The following is a 17,382-nucleotide window of genomic DNA, read 5'->3' on the forward strand; positions in this document are numbered from 1 at the left end:
TTGTCTAAAAAGGTAAACAAATGATGACGCACGGCGTCTGTCGTGCCCGTGACAGACGCCCAGGGGAAAACCCTGGGAATGGGCCTCCAGTCGCGCCAAATGCGGAACTAAGTCACGCTTTTGGCGGGTCGGACCTCACTGGAACGCCACTTCCGCGAAGCTGCGCAGCTTGCGGCTGTGCAGCCGGGTCGAGCCTTCCTGGCGCAGGATCTCGATCGCCCGCATGCCGATGCGCAGGTGCTGCTCCACGCGCTCGCGGTAGAAGTGGTTGGCCATGCCGGGCAGCTTGATCTCGCCGTGAAGCGGCTTGTCGCTGACGCACAGCAGGGTGCCGTAGGGCACGCGGAAGCGGAAGCCGTTGGCCGCGATGGTCGCGCTCTCCATGTCGAGCGCCACCGCGCGGCTCTGGCTGAAGCGGCGCTGCGGCTGGTTGCCGGGCAGCAGTTCCCAGTTGCGGTTGTCGGTGCTCGCCACCGTGCCGGTGCGCATGATCTTCTTGAGCTCGGGCCCCTCGCACTTCGTGACGTCGGCCACCGCCTGCTCGAGCGCGAGCTGGATCTCCGACAGCGCGGGGATCGGCACCCACAGCGGCAGCTCCTCGTCCAGCACGTGGTCCTCGCGCACGTAGGCATGGGCCAGCACGTAGTCGCCGAGCTGCTGCGTGTTGCGCAGGCCCGCGCAGTGGCCCAGCATCATCCAGGCATGCGGGCGCAGCACGGCGATGTGGTCGGTGATGGTCTTGGCATTGGCCGGGCCGACGCCGATATTGACCATGGTGATGCCGCTGTAGTCCTCGCGCACCAGGTGGTAGGCCGGCATCTGCGGCAGCCGCGGCGGCGCCGTGCCCTGGCTGCCGTCGAGCAGGTGGCCGAAGGTGGCGCTGGCGCCGGCCGAGAGCCCGCGCCGGCGCGTCACCACGTTGCCGGGCTCGATGAAGGCGATGTACTCGCTGTTCTCGTCGGCCATCGCCTCGTGGCCCAGGCGCACGAACTCGTCGATGTAGAACTGGTAGTTGGTGAATAGCACGAAGTTCTGGAACCAGTCGGGCAGGGTGCCCGTGTAGTGGCGCAGCCGGTGCAGCGAGTAGTCGACGCGCGCGCCCGTGAACAGCGCCAGCGGCTGCGCCTCGCCGGGCAGCGCCTCGAAGGTGCCGTTGGCGATGCCGTCGTCCATCGCGCCGAGGTCGGGCAGGTCGAACACGTCGCGCATCAGCGCGCGCCGCTCGGGGCTCATCGTGCCCTCGATGTGGTCGTTCTCGGCGAACGAGAAATGGATCGGGATCGGCTGCGTGCTGGTGCCCACCTCGAGCTCGACCTGGTGGTTCTCGAGCAGCAGCCGGAACTGGTCGAGGTAGTAGCGCGCATAGAGGTCGGGCCGCGTCAGCGTGGTCTCGTAGCGCCCGGGTCCGGCCACGAAGCCGTAGCTCAGGCCGGCATTGGCCGGCGGCGTGTGGCGCGCCACCGTGTGGGTGTGGACCCGCACGAAGGGGTAGCAGGCACGCACGCGGCCCGGCAGCTCCTCGCCGTCCACGAAGCGCAGCATCGAGGCGCGCAGATGGGCGAGGCCGCCCTGGTAGATGGCCTTCACCTGGTCGAGCGCGGCGGCGGCGTCGGTGAAGCGGGCGGGTGCGACGAAGGGGGGCATGTAGGGCATGGCGGCATTGTGCAATGCCGTCGTGACCGCCCGCGGGCTGGAACCTCAGGCCAAGAGGCAGCCCAGCACCTTCGCGAGCATGTCGTCGACATCCGCCACCGGCACCGCGCCCGGCAGCGCGATGTCGCCGTGCATCACGAACACCGGCTTGCCCCACTTCAGGCCCATCGCCATCTCCGACAGCGTGCCCATGTTGCCGCCGATGGCGACCAGGCACAGGCCGCTGCGCGCGACGATGCCGTTGCGCAGCTCGCCCATGCCGGTGGGGATGGCCACGCCGAGCCATTCGTTGGCGTTGCGGTCGTCGTCCTCGGGCAGGATGCCCACGGCGATGCCGCCGGCCTCGGCGGCGCCGCGCGAGGCCGCGGCCATCACGCCGCCGCGCCCGCCGCACACCACCGCCATGCCCGCGCCGGCCAGCGCATGCGCCACCGCATAGGCGGCCTCGCACTCGGCGGGCCCGCCATCGCCCGGGCCGATGATCGCCACCGGCTGGCGATGGCGATCGGGCCCGCGCTGCCGCTGCGAGAGGCGCGCGAGCGCCTCAATGACCGGCGCCGACCGCACCGCGTTCCCGCCTTCGCGCAAGCACATCGCCCACTCCCATCACGATCACACACACCACCATCAGCACCAGCGACAGCGCCGCCGCCACCGCGAAATCGGAACCGCCGTCGCCCACCTGCGCCAAGAGCATCAGCGGCAGGATGTTGAGCTGCGTGCCCACCAGCGCCAGCGCCGTGCCGTAGGTGCCCATCGCGATCGCGGCCACCATGCAGGCGTTCGACAGCACCGAGGGCGCGACCTCGGGCAGCACCGTGTCCCAGAAGGCCCTCGCGCGCGAGGCGCCGAGCGTGCGCGCGGCCTGCGCCGGGCGCGGGTCGAGGTTGGCGAACACCGGGTACAGCGACAGCGCCACGCGCGGGATCAGGTAGTAGGCATAGGCGAAGCCCAGGCCCGACACGCTGTAGATCCAGCTGCCGAGCACGGCCGGGTCGGCGCCGAGCCCGGCCATGAGCTGGGTCACGAAGCCCGCGCGGCCGAAGGCCAGGATGAAGCCGTAGGCGATCACCAGCCCCGAGAAGGCCAGCGGCAGGCCCAGCAGCGTCATCAGCCACTGGCGCCGCGCGGCCGGCTGGCGCGCGAGCTCGATCGCGATGCAGGTGCCGACCAGCGCCGACACCGCGCCCGCCGCCAGCCCGAGCGCCAGCGTGTTGCGCAGCGCGCCGAAGAACAGCGGGTTGCCCACCAGCCGGCCGAAGGCGCTGCCGCGCTCGGCGAAGGCCTCGGGCAGCAGCGCCGCCAGCGGCACCGCGAAGAACAGCGCCATGAAGGCCCAGGCGGGCCAGGCACCGAAGCGTCTCATCACGAAGCGCCTACTTCCCCAGCGCCGCCTGGGCCCAGAGCCGGTCGAGCTCGGCCTTGCGTTCCGAGGCCTTCACCACGTCGAGCGGCTTGATCTGCGGCGCGGCCGGCATCTTGGCCGCGACATCGGCGGACAGCGGCGTGCCCGGCACCGCGGGCCGCACGAAGCCCTGCGCGAACAGCGACTGGCCGGCCTCGCTCATGATGAAGTTGAGCCACAGCTTGCCGGCGTTCGGATTCGGGCCGTTCTTCACCAGGCTAATCGCATAGGGCGCGGCCACGCTGGCCTCCTTCGGGATCAGGACCTCGACCGCGTCGCCCATGCCGTCGACATGCTTGGCCTTGAGGCCGTCGTTCTCGTAGCTGATCCAGACCGGGATCTCGCCCTTGAGGAACTTGGCGTACGGCGTGGTGCCTTCCACGCGCAGCACGTTGCCGGCCGCATGCAGCTTGCCGAGGTAGTCGGTGCCGGGCTGCACGTTGTCGACGCCGCCGCCGTTGGCATAGGCCGCGGCGAAGGTCAGCACCTGGCCGATGCCGGTGGAGCGCGGGTCGAGATAGACCACCGTGCTCTTGAACTCGGGCTTGAGCAGGTCGGCCCAGCCGGTGGGCACGTTCTTCACCAGCTTCCTGTTCACGAGGAACGCGATGTTGAGCGTGTGGATGGTGAACCAGCGGCCCTCGGCCTCGCGGAACACGGCCGGCAGCTTGTCGAAGTTGACGGGCTTGAACGGCGCGACCACGTCCTTCTTCGCGGCATCGACGGCCGAGGCCGCGAAGTAGTAGGCGGTGTCGGCCTGCGGGCGGCGCTTGGTCTTCTCCAGCGCGACCACGGTGGCGGCCGAGCCGATGTCGTTGTAGGTCAGCTCGATCTCGGGATAGCGCTTCTTGAAGTCGCGGAACAGCGACTTCCAGTTGGCCCATTCGGGGCCGGTGTCGAAGGAGACGCACAGGCCTTCCTTCTGCGCCTCGGCATAGAGCGCCTTCTCGCCCGCGTAGAGCTCGGGGCCGTCGAAGGCGAAGGCGGTGCGCGCGAGCGCCAGCACGGGCAGGGCGCCGGCGGCCTGGATCAGATGTCTGCGTTGCATGGAAGTGGCTCCTGGGGAGGAAGGGATGTCAGTGGTCGAGCAGGCGGAGGTGTTCTGGAGCGATCGCGATCGCCTCGGTGGCCGGCCGCGCCGATTCGGCGAGAAAGGGCTTGGGCGCGCCCGGCACCTCGAAGTCGTAGCGCGTGAGCGAGCCCAGGTAGCGCTGCGCGCCGCAGCGGCCCGCGATGCGGTTCGGCGTGCCGGGCGCGGGATCGGCCGCGATGTGCTCGGGCCGCACCAGCACGTGCAGCGCGGTGCCGGGCGCGCGCATGCCGGTGGGCGCCGCGAGCTGGGCGAAACCCAGGTCGAGCTTGTTGAGGCCCGCGACCCTGGCCGGCAGGATCGTCGAGAGCCCGACGAACTCGGCCACCGCGCGGCTCGCGGGCTCTTCGTAGATCTCGCGCGGCGTGGCGATCTGCAGCAGCCGGCCGTCCTTGAGCATCGCCACGCGGTCGGCCATGGCGAGCGCCTCTTCCTGGTCGTGCGTGACCAGCAGCGTGGTGGCGCCGAAGCGCTGCTGGATCGCGCGGATCTGGTCGCGCAGGTGGCCGCGCACGCTGGCATCGAGCGCCGACAGCGGCTCGTCGAGCAGCAGCGCGCGCGGGTCGATCGCGAGCGCGCGCGCCAGCGCCACGCGCTGCTGCTGCCCGCCCGAGAGCTGCGCGACGGCGCGCTGCGCGTACTCGCCCAGGCCCACGGTGTCGAGCAGCGTCTGCGCGCGCTGGCGGCGCTCGGCGGTCGCCACCTTGCGCAGCTTGAGGCCGTAGGCCACGTTGTCGAGCACGCTCAGGTGCGGGAACAGCGCATAGCTCTGGAACACCATGCCGATGTGGCGCCGGTGCACCGGCGTGCGCGACATGTCCTCGCCGTCGAGCGCGATGCGGCCCGTGTGGCCGGTCTCGAGGCCCGACACCAGCTTGAGCAGCGTGGACTTGCCCGAGCCGCTGGGCCCGATCACCGCGACCAGCTCGCCGCTGCGCACGTCGAGCGAGACCTCGTGCAGGCCGTGCGTGCTGCCCGGGTAGTTGTAGCTGACCGTGTCGAGGAGGAGGCTCATGGCGTGACGGCGCGTTGCTTCACCAGGGAGGAGGAAAGAAGCGCCGACGCGCTCGCCAGCACCAGGAGGATGACCGTGGCCGCGCAGGCGAAGCCCGTGGCGCCGTAGAAGGCCTGCAGCAGCACCACCGGATAGGTGCGGTTCTGGAAGCTGGTGAGCAGGTTCGACACGCCGAACTCGCCGACCGAGATCGCCGCCACCATCACCAGCCCGCTGATCAGGCTCTGGCGCAGGCTCGGCAGCACGATGCCGCTGAACTGCTGCCAGCCCGAGGCGCCGAGCGTGGCCGCGGCCTGCTCGAGCCGGTCCAGGTCGAGGTGGCGCAGGTCGGTCAGCAGCGTGTTCGTGAGGTAGGGCAGCGTGAGGATCGCGTGCGCCGCGATCAAGAGCGGCATCGAGCCCAGCCAGGGCGCGAGGTCGGTGTTGAACACGATCATGTAGCCGAAGGCCAGCGTGATCGCCGGCACCGCCACCGGCGTGGCGCTCACGATGCGCGCCGCCAGGCTGCCGCCGCGCCGCGCGCCGTGATAGAGCGCATAGGCCAGCGGCAGCGCCAGCACGGTGTTGATCGCGCAGGCCGAGAGCGCCACCACCAGGCTGCTGACGAAGGCCTTGCGAAACGAGGTGTCGAGCCAGAGGTCGACATACCACTGCCCGGTCAGGCCCGTGGGCAGCAGCGTGTTGGTCCAGTTGCCGCCCACGCTGCCGACCAGCAGCAGGGCGATGGGCAGCAGCAGGTACAGGCCGTAGAGGAGCGAGATGCCGCGAACCAAGGGTTGTCTCCGTGTCACGCGCGGCCGGCATACTTTCCGGATGCGCTACTGTCTGCGCCGGGTCTTCCGCCGCATCGGCCTGAATTCTAGGAAGCGCCTTGGTATTCATGGGTGAAAGTTGGATGACGACACTTGAGCTGTTGGCAACTGTTTTTCACCGAACTTTCATCAACCGGAGCCATGCATGAAGCGCGACTGCCCCACCATCCAGGAGCTGCTGGCCTTCGACGCGGTGGCGCGCCACGAGAGCCTGACGCTCGCGGCCGGCGCCCTGTGCATCACCGTGAGCGCGGTCAGCAAGCAGATCGCGGGGCTCGAGGCCTTCCTCGGCCGCGCCCTGCTGCAGAAGAACGGGCGCGGCGTGCAGCTCACGCCGCAGGGCCGCGTCTACTGGCAGAAGATCGCCGGCGGCCTGCGCGCGATCGAGACCGCGACCTTCGAGGCGCGCTCGGGCGATGCCGGCGCCGGCCTGCTCACGCTCGCGAGCGTGCCCACCTTCCTCACCAAGTGGCTGATCCCGCGGCTGCCGGCCTTCAGCCAGAAGAGCCGCCATGTCATGCTGAGCTTCAGCCGCCATCTCGAGCCCAGCGACGGCATCCCGGCCGGGGTCGACGCGGCGATCCGCTACGGGCCCGATGGCTGGCCCGGCGTGGTGTCCGAATACATCGCGGGCCGCGAGTTCGTGCTGATCGTCGCGCGCTCGCTGGTCGAGGGGCGGCACCGCATCGCGCAGCCGGCCGACATCCTCGGCCACACGCTGCTGCACCACGAGGGCGCGCCCACCGCCTGGCGCCAATGGGCCGCGCAGCACGGCGTGCCCGAGGTGCAGACCGTGGCCGGCCCGCGCTTCGCGCAGTACTCGGCGCTGATCCAGGCCGCGCTCAACGGCCTGGGCATCGGCCTGGTGCCGAAGCTGCTGGTGCAGGAGGAGTTCGCCGAGGGCTCGCTGCTGAGTCCCTGCGGCACGCCGGTCGGCGTGAACCAGGGCCACTACCTCTGCTACCGGCCCGACCGGCTCGACCTGCCGGCCTTCGCGGCCTTTCGCGCCTGGCTGCTCGACGAGGGCCAGAAGTCGCGCGGCGTCGAGGCCGAGGCATGAAAACGCGCGAGTGGTTACGCTCGCCATCCCTCATCACGACAAGGACGATGCATCGATGAAAGTCGCAGTCATGGGCGCCGGCGCGGTCGGCTGCTATTACGGCGCCATGCTGGCGCGCGCGGGCCACGAGGTGGTGCTGATCGGCCGGCCCGCGCACGTGGAAGCCGTGCGGGCGCGCGGCCTGCGCCTCGAGGCCCAGAGCTTCGACGAACACGTGCCCATGGCCGCGAGCACCGAGCCCGATGCCGTGCGGGGTGCCGACCTCGTGCTGTTCTGCGTCAAGTCGACCGACACCGAGGCCGCCGCCGCGCAGATCGCGCCGCACCTCGCGCCCGGCGCGCTGGTGCTCACGCTGCAGAACGGCGTGGACAACGACGAGCGCGCGCGTTCCGTGCTGCGGTCCCACGAGGTGGCCGCGGCCGTGGTCTATGTCGCGACCGGCATGGCGGGCCCGGGCCACGTCAAGCACAACGGCCGCGGCGAACTCGTGATCGCGCCCTCGGCCCGCGGCGAGGAAGTGGCGCAGGCGTTGCGCGCGGCCGGCGTGCCGACGGAGATCTCCGACAACGTGCGCGGCGCGCTGTGGGCCAAGCTGGTGCTCAACTGCGCCTACAACGCGCTGTCGGCGATCACGCAGCTGCCCTACGGCGTGCTGGTGAAGAACGAGGGCGTGCCCGGCGTGCTGCGCGACGTGGTGGCCGAATGCCTCGCGGTCGCGCGGGCCGAGGGCGTGACGATCCCGGGCGACATCGATGCCGCGGTGGCGGGCATCGCGCGCACCATGCCCGCGCAGTTCTCCTCGACCGCGCAGGACCTCGCACGCGGCAAGCGCAGCGAGATCGACCATCTCAACGGTTTCGTGCTGCGCCGCGGCGAGGCGCTGGGCGTGCCGGTGCCGGCCAACCGGCTGCTGTGGACGCTGGTGCGGCTGCTCGAGGACAAGGCGTCGGGAGCGTCGGAGAAGGGGTGAAGCCAGACCCCTGTACGTTCGGCCCAGACCGTTCACGCTGAGCTTGTCGAAGCGCTGCGCGAGGCTTCGACAGGCTCAGCCCGAACGGATGGGGGCCACCGTCCCGGCAGACCAAGGCTCAGCCCGAACCGATGGTGCCCGATCGACCTCAGCCCGGCATCGGCTCGCGCATCGTCACGAACTCCTCGGCAGCAGTGGGGTGGATGCCCACCGTGCTGTCGAACATCGCCTTGGTGGCGCCCGCGCGCATCGCGACCGCGAAGCCCTGCACCACCTCGCCCGCGTCGGCGCCCACCATGTGCAGGCCCACCACGCGGTCACTCTTCGTGTCGACCACCAGCTTCATGAAGGTGCGCTCGCTGCGGCCCGACAGCGTGTGGCGCAGCGACTTGAACTCGCTCGAGAACACCGTGACCTGGCCGAACTTCGCGCGCGCGTCGAGCTCGCCGTAGCCGCAGGTGCCGATGTTCGGGTGCGTGAACACGGCGGTGGGGATGAACTCGTAGTCGAGCCGGCGCTTGCCCTTGCCGAACAGTTCGTCGACCACCACCATCGCCTCGGCCAGCGCCACCGGCGTGAGCTGCACGCGCGTGGAGACGTCGCCCACCGCGTGGATCGAAGGCACCGAGCTGCGGTAGTGCGCATCGACCGCGATCGCGCCGCGCTCGTCGAGCGCCACGCCCGCGGCCTCGAGGCCCAGGCCCTGTGTGTTGGGCACGCGGCCGGTGGCGAACAGCACCGTGTCGGCCTCGATCTGCTGGCCGCGCGCGAGCGTGGCCACCAGGCCGTCGGCGGTGCGCGTGACCGAGGCCACCTCGCAGTTCAGGCGCACGTCGACGCCGGCCTTGCCCATCTCGCTGGCGAGGAACTGCCGCACGTCGTCGTCGAAGCCGGTCAAGAGGTGCGCGCGGCGGTGCAGCAGCGTGACCTTCGGCGTCGAGCCCGTTGAAGATCGAGGCGAACTCGCAGGCGATGTAGCCGCCGCCCACCACCAGCAGGCGGCGCGGGAACGGGTCGAGGTCGAACATCGCATCGGAGGTCACGATGTGCTCGCGGCCCGGGATCTCGGGCACGAAGGGCGTGCCGCCGGTGGCCACCAGCAGGTGGCGCGCGGTGTAGCGCTTGCCGTCGACCTCCACCGTGTGCGCATCGGCGAGCTGGGCCCAGCCCGTGACCAGCGTGACGCCCGCGTTCTTGAGCAGCGAGCCGTAGATGCCGTTGAGCCGCGAGATCTCCCTGGCGCGCTGCGACTTCAGGTGCGACCAGTCGAACACCGGTTCGCCCGGCAGCTGCCAGCCGTAGCCCGCGGCTTCCTCGAAGGACTCGGCATAGCCGGCCGCGTAGCTGTAAAGCTTCTTGGGAATGCAGCCGACGTTGACGCAGGTGCCGCCGAGCTCGGCGGCCTCGGCCAGGCCGACGCGGGCACCGGTCTGCGCGGCCATGCGCGCGGCGCGCACGCCGCCGCTGCCGCCGCCGATGACGAAGAGATCGAAGTCGTAGGGGGTGGACATGGAACAAGGCTCTCCTTTGCGAGCGCACTGTAGCCCGCGTCGATGACCGCTGCCCGGCACGGGGCTTGGGGCCCGCGCGCGCCGACGGCGGTCGAGCGAGAATCCGCGCTCGTCGGCAAAGAAGGACAGAGACATCCGCATGAAGAACAACGACCCCAGGCACCTTCCACGCGGCGCGGTCGCGCGCCGGCTCGCGCTGCTCGTGTCGTGCCTGTCGGTTCTCGCGCCCCTGTCCGCCGATGCGCAGCTCGCGCGCAAGCCCTCGTTCTATGACGCGCAGAAGCGCGATGAGGCGCTGGCCTCGCCCGTGCGCCCCGCCGGCGGCGCCTCGTCGCTGCCCGCGCTCGCCAGCCGCGCCGACTTCGACGCGCTCGCGCGCACCTACGACGCCGGCACGCCGATGGCGCTGCCGCATGTGCTGTTCGTGATCGACCGGCGCGCGAAGCCGGCGCCGCGCGTCTACTACCTCGACACGCCGCGCTGGCAGCTGCATGTGCGCTTCGTGCGCGACACCGGCCTGGCGCCCCACGCGGGCAAGCGCGAGATCGACCGCAACTACCTCGTGCCCGACCGCCGCTTCCTGTTCGGCACGCTGAGCTGGCAGCAGAACGTCGCGGGCTTCGGCTACGAATTCTGGGAAGGCGACCGCCTCACCGCGCCGCTGCTGCGCGAGGCCGACCGCGCGGTGAAGGCCAGCTTCTTCGCGCCCGTGAAGTTCAAGACCAACGCCACGCTGCACGAACGCGTGGCATGCGAGGCCGGCGTCGACTTCGTGACGCAGGAGGCGCTGATCCGCGAGCAGCCCTACCTGCCGATGAACCTCGGCACGGCCAGCGGCCGCGTGCGCATCGTCGAGGACGAGGGCGCGGTCAACGCGCTGCTGCCCGAGGACATCGCAGTGCTGCGCCAGGTGCCGATCGCGCTGCCGCCGGTGGCGGGCGTGCTGACCGAGCGGCCGTCCACGGCGCTGTCGCACGTCAACCTGCTGGCCAAGGGCTGGGGCATTCCCAACGCCTACGTGCGCGACGCGGCCGAAGCGCTGCGCGCGCATGCGGGCCAGTGGGTGGCGCTCAAGGTCGCGGCCTCGGGCTACCAGGTGCGCCCGCTCACGCCGGAAGAGATCGCGGCACTGCCCACGCGCGCCGCGCGCACGGCCGCCATGGGCCGCGGCAGCGCCGCGCCAGGCGGTGCCGCGGCCGTGCGGCCCGACCTGCGCGAGGCGCGGCTGCTGCCGCTGGCCTCGCTGCGCGCGCGCCACAGCGCGCAGTGCGGCGTAAAGGCCGCCAACCTCGGCGCGCTGCAGGCCGCGCGCATCCCGTCGACCAGCGTGCCCGACGGCTTCTGCATTCCGTTCGCGCACTACGACCGCTTCATGCGCGCCCACGGCCTGGCCGAGCGCATCGCGCGCATGCAGCAGGCGCCGGGCTTCGCGGCCGACCCGCTGGTGCGCCAGCGCGCGCTCGAGGCGCTGCGCGCCGAGATCGTGCAGTGGCCGGTCGATCCCGCCACCGCGGCCGCGTGGCGCGCGGCCTGGCAGTCGCAGCTCGGCGGCGGCGGCGTGTTCGTGCGCAGCTCGTCCAACTCCGAGGACCTGCCGGGCTTCAGCGGCGCCGGCCTCTACACCACCGTGCCCAACGTGAAGAGCGGCGACGCGCTCGAGCTCGCGGTGAAGAAGGTCTGGGCCTCGGTCTTCAATGCCGAGGCCTGGGAGGCGCGCGGCGCCGCGGGCTTCGGTGCCGAGTCGGTGCTGATGGGCGTGTTCGTGCAGACCGCGATCGACGCCACCAGCGCGGGCGTGATGATCACGCGCGACCCCTTCGACGCGGGCCATCCGCACGTCACCTACATCTCGGCCAAGCGCGGCATCGGCATCCGCGTGGTCGAGGGCCGGCGCGTGGCCGAGCAGCTCATGTACTCGAGCTGGTCGAAGGCGATCCAGGTGCTGAGCCGCTCGGCCGAGGACAGCGCGCTGCAGCTCGACAAGGACGGCGGCGTGAAGGAGGTGCCGCTGGAGGCCGGCCGCGGCGTGCTGACCGACGAGCTCGTGGTGCGGCTCGCGAACGTGGGCGCGGCGGTCAAGCGCGGCTTCGGCGGCGTCGACCAGGACATCGAATGGGCCACCGTGGGCGAGCGCATCGTGCTGCTGCAGGCGCGGCCGTACGTCGAGCGCCGCCGCTGAAGCAGGGACCGGCGCCATGAACCTGCACCGTCTCGACCTGGTCTCGCTGTCGCTGTTCAACCTGGTGGTGCGCACCGGCAGCATCAGCAAGGGCGCCGAGCTCGCGCACCTCGCGGTGGGCGCGGCCAGCAAGCGCATCTCCGACCTCGAGGCGGCCGTGGGCACGCCGCTGCTCGAGCGCCATTCGCGCGGCGTCACGCTCACGGTCGCGGGCGATGCGCTGCACCGCCATGCGCAGCGCATCCTCGACGACGTCGACCAGCTCGCGGCCGACCTGTCCGACTACGCCTCGGGCGTGCTCGGCGTGGTGCGGCTGTGGGTCAACACCTCGGCCGTCACGCAGTTCCTGCCGCGCGGGCTGTCGGGCTTCGTGGCGGCCAATCCCGGCATCCGCATCGAGCTCGAGGAACGCAACAGCAGCGAGATCGTGCTCGCGGTGCTCGACGGCCGCGCCGACGCGGGCATCTTCGCGGAGGGCACGCCGAGCCTCGGGCTGCACCTCGTCAACTACCGCATCGACCGGCTGGTGATGGTGGTGCCGCGCGGCCATCCGCTGGCGCGCCGGCGCAGCGTGCGGCTCGAGGAAGCGACCGAGTACGACTTCGTGAGCCTGCCGGCCGAGACCTCGCTCGCGCAGCGGCTGCAGGCCGCGGCCGAGGCGCTGGGCCGGCGGCTGCGGCTGCGCATCCAGGTGCGCAGCTTCGATGCCGTGTGCCAGATGGTGGCGGCTGGCATGGGCGTGGCCGTGCTGCCGCACGCGGCGATCCAGCCGCACCTGCGCTCGATGGGCCTGCGCGAGATCGCGCTCGACGACGCCTGGGCCGAGCGCCGGCTGCTGATCGGCCTGCGCGACGCCGGCGTGGTGCCGCGCCACGTGCGCACCCTGATCGACCACCTCTGCCAGGGTTAACCCTCGGGCGCTTTCGCGTTCCGCGAAAGCTGCGTGCGCGCCTTTGTCGTTCTCCCGCGCGGCCGCGCTGCCCAGAATCCGGGCAACGAATGCGGCGTCGTGCTGGCGAGCCGCTCAGACAAAGGCTCCCATGGCTACCCCCACCTCCCTCCTCGACGACGACGGCGCCATCGTGCGCAAGGTCGCGTGGCGAATCATGCCGCTCATCATGGTGTGCTATCTCTTCGCCTTCTTCGACCGCATCAACATCAGCTTCGCCAAGTTCGCGCTGCAGAGCGACCTGGGCCTGAGCGACACCGCCTACGGCTTCGGCGCCGGGCTGTTCGTGGTCGGCTACGTGCTGTTCGAGGTGCCGAGCAACCTGATGCTCTACAAGGTCGGCGCGCGGCGCTGGATCGCGCGCATCATGGTCTCGTGGGGCGTCGCCACCGCGCTCATGATGTTCGTGCAGACCGAGTGGCAGTTCTATGCGCTGCGCTTCGTGATCGGCGCGATGGAAGCGGGCTTTGCGCCCGGCGTGCTGTTCTACCTCACGCTGTGGTTCCCCGCCGCGCACCGCGGCCGCATCACCTCGATGCTGTTCCTGGCCTCGGCCTTCGCGGGCCTGTTCGGCGCGCCCGCCGCGGGCCTGGTGCTCGCGCACTTCGACGGCCTGCTCGGCATGGCCGGCTGGCACTGGCTGTTCCTGGTCGGCGGGCTGCCGTGCATCGCGCTCGGCCTGCTGGTGTTCGTGCGGCTCGACGATCGCATCGCCGACGCGCACTGGCTCACGCCCGGCGAACGCACGCGGCTGTCGCAGCGCATCGCCGAGCAGGGTGGCGCTGCAGGTGCCCACGGCTCGCTGCTCGACGCGCTGAAGACGCCGGGCTTCCTCATGCTCGGGCTGATCTATTTCCTGATCCAGGTCGCGTCGTATGGCCTCAACTTCTGGGCCCCGCACCTGATCCGCGCCTCGGGCAGCACCGATCCCACGGCGATCGGCCTGCTGACGGCCGTGCCCTACCTGTGCGGCGCGATCGCGATGGTGGTGGTCGGGCGGCTGTCGGACCGCAGTGGCGAGCGCCGCCGCTTCGTGATCGCGCTGCTGCTGCTCGCGGCCATCGGCTTCTTCGCGGCCGGCCTGTTCGACCACCACACCGACCTGCTGGTGCTCGCGCTGGCCGTGATGGGCGCGGGCGTGATCGCCTCGATCCCGGCCTTCTGGGCGCTGCCGCCCAAGTTGGTGAGCGGCGCGGCTGCGGCCGGCGGCATCGCGCTGATCAACACGCTGGGCCAGCTCGGCGGCATCGTGAGCCCGGTGATGGTGGGCCGCATCAAGGACCTGAGCGGCAGCACCACCCCCGCGCTCTACGTCATCGGCGCGCTGGCGCTGCTGTGCGCGGCGCTGCTGGCCTTCGCGCTGCCCGAGTCGCTGCGCCGGCGCGAGCCGCGCCCGTCGGCCGCTCCACGTTCCCCCGCGAGCGGCGCGCTACATGCGTCCGGCATCGCCTTCGCCGAGAAAGCCCCCAAGCCATGAACCTTCCCCTGAGTCCCGGCGCGCTGCAAGGCCTGCGCGTCATCGAGATGGGCCAGCTGATCGCCGGCCCCTTCGCCGGCAAGACGCTCGGCGAATTCGGCGCCGACGTGATCAAGATCGAGCCGCCCGGCAGCGGCGACCCGCTGCGCAACTGGCGCCTGCTGCAGGACGGCACCTCGGTCTGGTGGCAGGTGCAGTCGCGCAACAAGCGCTCGCTGGCGCTCGACCTGCGCAGCGAGGAGGGCCAGCAGATCGCGCGCCGGCTGATCGCCGAGGCCGACGTGCTGATCGAGAACTTCCGCCCCGGCACGCTCGAGGGCTGGGGCATGGGCTACGAGGTGCTGCGCGAGCGCAACCCGGGCCTGGTGATGCTGCGCATCTCGGGCTACGGCCAGACCGGCCCCTACCGCGACCTGCCGGGCTTCGGCGCCATCGGCGAGGCCATGGGCGGGCTGCGCCACCTCACGGGCGAGCCGGGCCGGGTGCCGGTGCGCTGCGGCATTTCGATCGGCGACACGCTGGCCGCGCTGCACGGCACCATCGGCGTGCTGACCGCGCTCTACCACCGCAAGGTCAACGGCGGCCAGGGCCAGGTCATCGACGTGGCGCTCAACGAGGCGGTGTTCAACGTGATGGAGAGCCTGGTGCCCGAGTACAGCGCCTTCGGCGCGGTGCGCGAGGCCGCGGGCAGCGCGCTGCCGGGCATCGCGCCCTCGAACGCCTACCGCTGCGCCGACGGCTACGTGCTGATCGCGGGCAACGGCGACAGCATCTTCCGCCGCCTCATGCAGAGCATCGGCCGCGACGACCTCGGCGCCGATCCCGCGCTCGCGAACAACGCGGGCCGCGTGGCGCGCGTGGCCGAGATCGACCAGGCGATCGAGGCCTGGACGCTGCCGCAGTCGGTGGCGACGGTGCTCGAAGTCCTCGGCGCGGCGCGTGTGCCCGCGGGCAAGGTCTACACCGCGAAGGACATCGCCGAGGACCCGCACTACCGCGCGCGCGAGATGCTGCTGCGCCAGTCCACGCGCGACGGCCACGAGATCGAGGTGCCCGGCGTGGTGCCCAAGCTCATGGGCACGCCGGGCACGGTGCGCTCCTCGGCGCCGCGGCTGGGCGACGACACCGACGCGGTGCTCGGCGAGATCGGATTCACATCGGAAGACATCGCCGCCTTGCGCGGCAGGAAGGTGGTTGCATGAACGACGCTGTCTGGAACGGAAGAACATTCGACGGCGATCGCCGCGTGCGGATGTGCGAGGTGGGCCTGCGCGACGGCCTGCAGGTCGAGGCGGCCTTCGTGCCGACCGAGGACAAGATCGCGCTGTGCAACGCGCTCTCGCGCGCCGGCATGGCGAAGATCGAGGTCTCGGCCTTCGTCTCGCCGCAGGCCATTCCCGCGCTGCGCGATGCCGAGGTGGTGCTGCGCGAGATCGAGCGCGTGGACGGCGTGGCCTACACCGCGCTGGTGCCCAACGTGCGCGGCGCCGAGCGCGCCATCGATGCGCGCGTGGACGAGATGAACCTCGTGATGTCGGCCAGCGAGAGCCACAACCTCGCCAACCTGCGCATGATGCGCGAGCAGTCGTTCCGTGCGCTGGCCGAGGTGGCGGCGCTCGCGCGCCAGGCCGGCGTGGCGGTCAACGTCTCGCTGTCGTGCAGCTTCGGCTGCCCGATCGAGGGCGACGTGGCCGAGGCCGGCGTGCTCGGCTGGTGCGAGCGTTTCGTCGAGGAGCTCGGCGCCGGCGGCGTCACGCTGTGCGACACCACGGGCATGGCCTGGCCCGGCCAGGTGCACGGGCTCGCGCGCGCCTTCCTGCAGCGCTGGCCCGGCACCGAGCTCACGCTGCACTTCCACAACACGCGCGGCATGGGCCTGGCCAACGTGCTGGCCGGCATCGACGCCGGCGCACGCCGCTTCGACGCGTCGATCGGCGGCATCGGCGGCTGTCCCTATGCGCCGGGCGCCACCGGCAACGTCTGCAGCGAGGAGATCGTGCATGCGCTCGAGCTCTCGGGCTGGGACACCGGCGTCGACCTCGCGCGCGTGATCGATGCCGCGCGCCGGCTGCCGGCGCTGATCGGCCACGACATCCCGAGCCAGATCGTCAAGGCCGGCCGCCGGCTCGACCTGCACGCGCCGCCCGCGGACTTCGAGGCCACGCGCGAACGCGCGCTGGCGCGCGAGGCCGCGCGCGCGCACTGAGACCGCTTCGCTTCCCTTTCATCCCACAAGACCAGGAGACATTCGCATGCAACCCCTTCGCTTCATCGCCGCGCTGGCCGCGGCCGCGCTGCTCGCCGGCCCGGCCCTGGCCCAGACCTATCCCTCCAAGCCGATCACGATGCTGGTGCCCACGGCCGCCGGCGGCACCACCGACATCGCCGGGCGCATGCTCGCCGACCCGCTGGGCAAGGCGCTCGGCCAGCCGGTGGTGGTCGACAACCGCGGCGGCGCCAGCGGCGTGATCGCGGCGGTGGCGGTCAAGCGCGCCGAGGCCGACGGCCACACGCTGCTGATGCAGTACTCGGGCTACCACGTGATCTCGCCCCACGTCACGAAGCAGAAGGCCCAGTGGGTGCCCGAGGACTTCCGCGCCGTGGCCAACGTGCTGAGCGCGCCGCAGGTGGTGGTGGTGCGCGAGGGCCTGCCGGTGAAGACCATGGCCGAGCTGATCGCCTATGCCAAGGCCAACCCCGGCAAGCTGACCTATGCCTCCTCGGGCCCGGGCTCGCTGCAGCACGTGACCGGCGCCATGCTCGAGCAGCAGGCCGGCATCCAGCTGACGCACATCCCCTACAAGGGCACCGGCCCGGCGCTGCAGGACCTGCTGGGCGCGCAGGTCGACATGACCTTCGGCACGCCGCCGCCGTTCATGCCCTTCATCCAGTCGGGCAAGCTGCGCGCGGTGGCCGTCACCGGCAAGGCGCGCGTGGCCTCGCTGCCGAACGTGCCAACCGCGGCCGAGGTCGGGCTGCCGAACCTCGACGCGACCTCGTGGTTCGCCGTGTTCGCGCCCGCCAAGACGCCGCAGCCCGTGATCGACAAGCTCAGTGCCGAGATCGCCAAGGTGGTGGCCACGCCGGCCTTCCAGCAAAAGGCCGCCGAGCTCGGCGCCACGGCCGACTACATGAACCCGCAGAAGCTCGCCGACTACAGCAAAGCCGAGTACCTGCGCTGGGGCAAGGTGGTCGAGGCGGCCAAGATCGAAGGCGAGTGAGACCGCGCGCATGGCGGCGGTCGGTGGTCGGCCGCCGCCA

14 protein-coding genes and 1 pseudogene are annotated in these 17,382 nt (G+C 71.4%); 8 read left to right on the plus strand and 7 right to left on the minus strand.

From position 1 onward, the window contains the following. Positions 1–135: 135 nt before the first annotated feature. From ACHMXE_RS13665 to ACHMXE_RS13690, 6 genes are read right to left on the minus strand one after another with little or no spacing between them, the layout of a single operon-like run. Positions 136–1,653 carry an AMP nucleosidase gene (locus tag ACHMXE_RS13665; protein ID WP_203203206.1) on the minus strand — a complete coding sequence of 506 codons (1,518 nt, stop codon included), beginning with the start codon at positions 1,651–1,653 and terminating at the stop codon, positions 136–138. 45 nt (positions 1,654–1,698) lie between these two features. After that, positions 1,699–2,247, minus strand: a complete 549-nt coding sequence (locus tag ACHMXE_RS13670) for a TIGR00725 family protein (protein WP_395349759.1) — start codon at positions 2,245–2,247, stop codon at positions 1,699–1,701. After that, a complete protein-coding gene (locus ACHMXE_RS13675) occupies positions 2,198–3,019 on the minus strand; it encodes an ABC transporter permease (RefSeq protein ID WP_057592579.1) in 822 nt (273 codons plus the stop codon). The genes ACHMXE_RS13670 and ACHMXE_RS13675 overlap by 50 nt, the downstream gene beginning before the upstream one ends. Before the next feature lie 10 nt (positions 3,020–3,029). Next, complete coding sequence (locus ACHMXE_RS13680) at positions 3,030–4,106, minus strand: extracellular solute-binding protein (RefSeq protein ID WP_395349760.1); 1,077 nt, start codon at positions 4,104–4,106, stop codon at positions 3,030–3,032. Between the two features lie 28 nt (positions 4,107–4,134). Further along, positions 4,135–5,163: an ABC transporter ATP-binding protein gene (locus ACHMXE_RS13685; protein WP_395349761.1), complete on the minus strand. Its 1,029-nt coding sequence runs from the start codon at positions 5,161–5,163 to the stop codon at positions 4,135–4,137. Then, complete coding sequence (locus tag ACHMXE_RS13690; protein WP_203203201.1) at positions 5,160–5,936, minus strand: ABC transporter permease; 777 nt, start codon at positions 5,934–5,936, stop codon at positions 5,160–5,162. Before ACHMXE_RS13690 ends, ACHMXE_RS13685 begins: the two co-directional genes overlap by 4 nt. Before the next feature lie 184 nt (positions 5,937–6,120). Between ACHMXE_RS13690 and ACHMXE_RS13695 the strand changes: the two genes are divergently transcribed. Next, positions 6,121–7,035 (plus strand): LysR substrate-binding domain-containing protein, encoded by a 915-nt coding sequence (locus ACHMXE_RS13695; protein WP_057592576.1) that lies wholly within the window; start codon positions 6,121–6,123, stop codon positions 7,033–7,035. A 55-nt stretch (positions 7,036–7,090) separates the two neighbouring features. After that, a complete protein-coding gene (locus ACHMXE_RS13700; RefSeq protein ID WP_395349762.1) occupies positions 7,091–8,005 on the plus strand; it encodes a ketopantoate reductase family protein in 915 nt (304 codons plus the stop codon). Between the two features lie 148 nt (positions 8,006–8,153). Here the strand turns inward: ACHMXE_RS13700 and gorA are convergent. Continuing rightward, positions 8,154–9,516: pseudogene (gene gorA, locus ACHMXE_RS13705) on the minus strand (glutathione-disulfide reductase). Positions 9,517–9,655: 139 nt separating this feature from the next. On the opposite strand from gorA, the gene ACHMXE_RS13710 reads away from it, so the two are divergent. The 6 genes from ACHMXE_RS13710 to ACHMXE_RS13735 all read left to right on the plus strand — a co-directional run bounded on the left by ACHMXE_RS13710 (position 9,656) and on the right by ACHMXE_RS13735 (position 17,342). Further along, positions 9,656–11,695 carry a PEP/pyruvate-binding domain-containing protein gene (locus tag ACHMXE_RS13710; protein WP_395349763.1) on the plus strand — a complete coding sequence of 680 codons (2,040 nt, stop codon included), beginning with the start codon at positions 9,656–9,658 and terminating at the stop codon, positions 11,693–11,695. A gap of 16 nt (positions 11,696–11,711) precedes the next feature. After that, positions 11,712–12,605, plus strand: coding sequence for a LysR family transcriptional regulator (locus ACHMXE_RS13715; RefSeq protein WP_093354172.1), 894 nt, complete (start codon positions 11,712–11,714; stop codon positions 12,603–12,605). Positions 12,606–12,735: 130 nt separating this feature from the next. Next, on the plus strand, positions 12,736–14,121 hold the full coding sequence (locus ACHMXE_RS13720; protein WP_395349764.1) for an MFS transporter: 1,386 nt from the start codon (positions 12,736–12,738) through the stop codon (positions 14,119–14,121). After that, positions 14,118–15,323, plus strand: a complete 1,206-nt coding sequence (locus ACHMXE_RS13725) for a CaiB/BaiF CoA-transferase family protein (RefSeq protein ID WP_208514023.1) — start codon at positions 14,118–14,120, stop codon at positions 15,321–15,323. Before ACHMXE_RS13720 ends, ACHMXE_RS13725 begins: the two co-directional genes overlap by 4 nt. Next, positions 15,320–16,327 carry a hydroxymethylglutaryl-CoA lyase gene (locus tag ACHMXE_RS13730; RefSeq protein WP_209542983.1) on the plus strand — a complete coding sequence of 336 codons (1,008 nt, stop codon included), beginning with the start codon at positions 15,320–15,322 and terminating at the stop codon, positions 16,325–16,327. The genes ACHMXE_RS13725 and ACHMXE_RS13730 overlap by 4 nt, the downstream gene beginning before the upstream one ends. A 46-nt stretch (positions 16,328–16,373) precedes the next feature. Further along, entirely contained in the window at positions 16,374–17,342 is a 969-nt protein-coding gene (locus tag ACHMXE_RS13735) for a tripartite tricarboxylate transporter substrate binding protein (RefSeq protein WP_057592569.1), read from the plus strand. The last annotated feature ends 40 nt before the right edge of the window (positions 17,343–17,382 follow it).

The sequence above is a fragment of the Variovorax sp. UC122_21 genome (assembly GCF_044056785.1).
In the GTDB taxonomy this organism is placed as follows: domain Bacteria; phylum Pseudomonadota; class Gammaproteobacteria; order Burkholderiales; family Burkholderiaceae_C; genus Variovorax.

What these genes read in the sequence shown, in the direction of transcription:
- ACHMXE_RS13665 (WP_203203206.1), bottom strand. Translation starts at nt 1,653, where the DNA reads ATGCCCTACATGCCCCCCTTCGTCGCACCCGCCCGCTTCACCGACGCC.
- ACHMXE_RS13670 (WP_395349759.1), bottom strand. Translation starts at nt 2,247, where the DNA reads ATGTGCTTGCGCGAAGGCGGGAACGCGGTGCGGTCGGCGCCGGTCATT.
- ACHMXE_RS13675 (WP_057592579.1), bottom strand. Translation starts at nt 3,019, where the DNA reads ATGAGACGCTTCGGTGCCTGGCCCGCCTGGGCCTTCATGGCGCTGTTC.
- ACHMXE_RS13680 (WP_395349760.1), bottom strand. Translation starts at nt 4,106, where the DNA reads ATGCAACGCAGACATCTGATCCAGGCCGCCGGCGCCCTGCCCGTGCTG.
- ACHMXE_RS13685 (WP_395349761.1), bottom strand. Translation starts at nt 5,163, where the DNA reads ATGAGCCTCCTCCTCGACACGGTCAGCTACAACTACCCGGGCAGCACG.
- ACHMXE_RS13695 (WP_057592576.1), top strand. Translation starts at nt 6,121, where the DNA reads ATGAAGCGCGACTGCCCCACCATCCAGGAGCTGCTGGCCTTCGACGCG.
- ACHMXE_RS13700 (WP_395349762.1), top strand. Translation starts at nt 7,091, where the DNA reads ATGAAAGTCGCAGTCATGGGCGCCGGCGCGGTCGGCTGCTATTACGGC.
- ACHMXE_RS13710 (WP_395349763.1), top strand. Translation starts at nt 9,656, where the DNA reads ATGAAGAACAACGACCCCAGGCACCTTCCACGCGGCGCGGTCGCGCGC.
- ACHMXE_RS13715 (WP_093354172.1), top strand. Translation starts at nt 11,712, where the DNA reads ATGAACCTGCACCGTCTCGACCTGGTCTCGCTGTCGCTGTTCAACCTG.
- ACHMXE_RS13720 (WP_395349764.1), top strand. Translation starts at nt 12,736, where the DNA reads ATGGCTACCCCCACCTCCCTCCTCGACGACGACGGCGCCATCGTGCGC.
- ACHMXE_RS13725 (WP_208514023.1), top strand. Translation starts at nt 14,118, where the DNA reads ATGAACCTTCCCCTGAGTCCCGGCGCGCTGCAAGGCCTGCGCGTCATC.
- ACHMXE_RS13730 (WP_209542983.1), top strand. Translation starts at nt 15,320, where the DNA reads ATGAACGACGCTGTCTGGAACGGAAGAACATTCGACGGCGATCGCCGC.
- ACHMXE_RS13735 (WP_057592569.1), top strand. Translation starts at nt 16,374, where the DNA reads ATGCAACCCCTTCGCTTCATCGCCGCGCTGGCCGCGGCCGCGCTGCTC.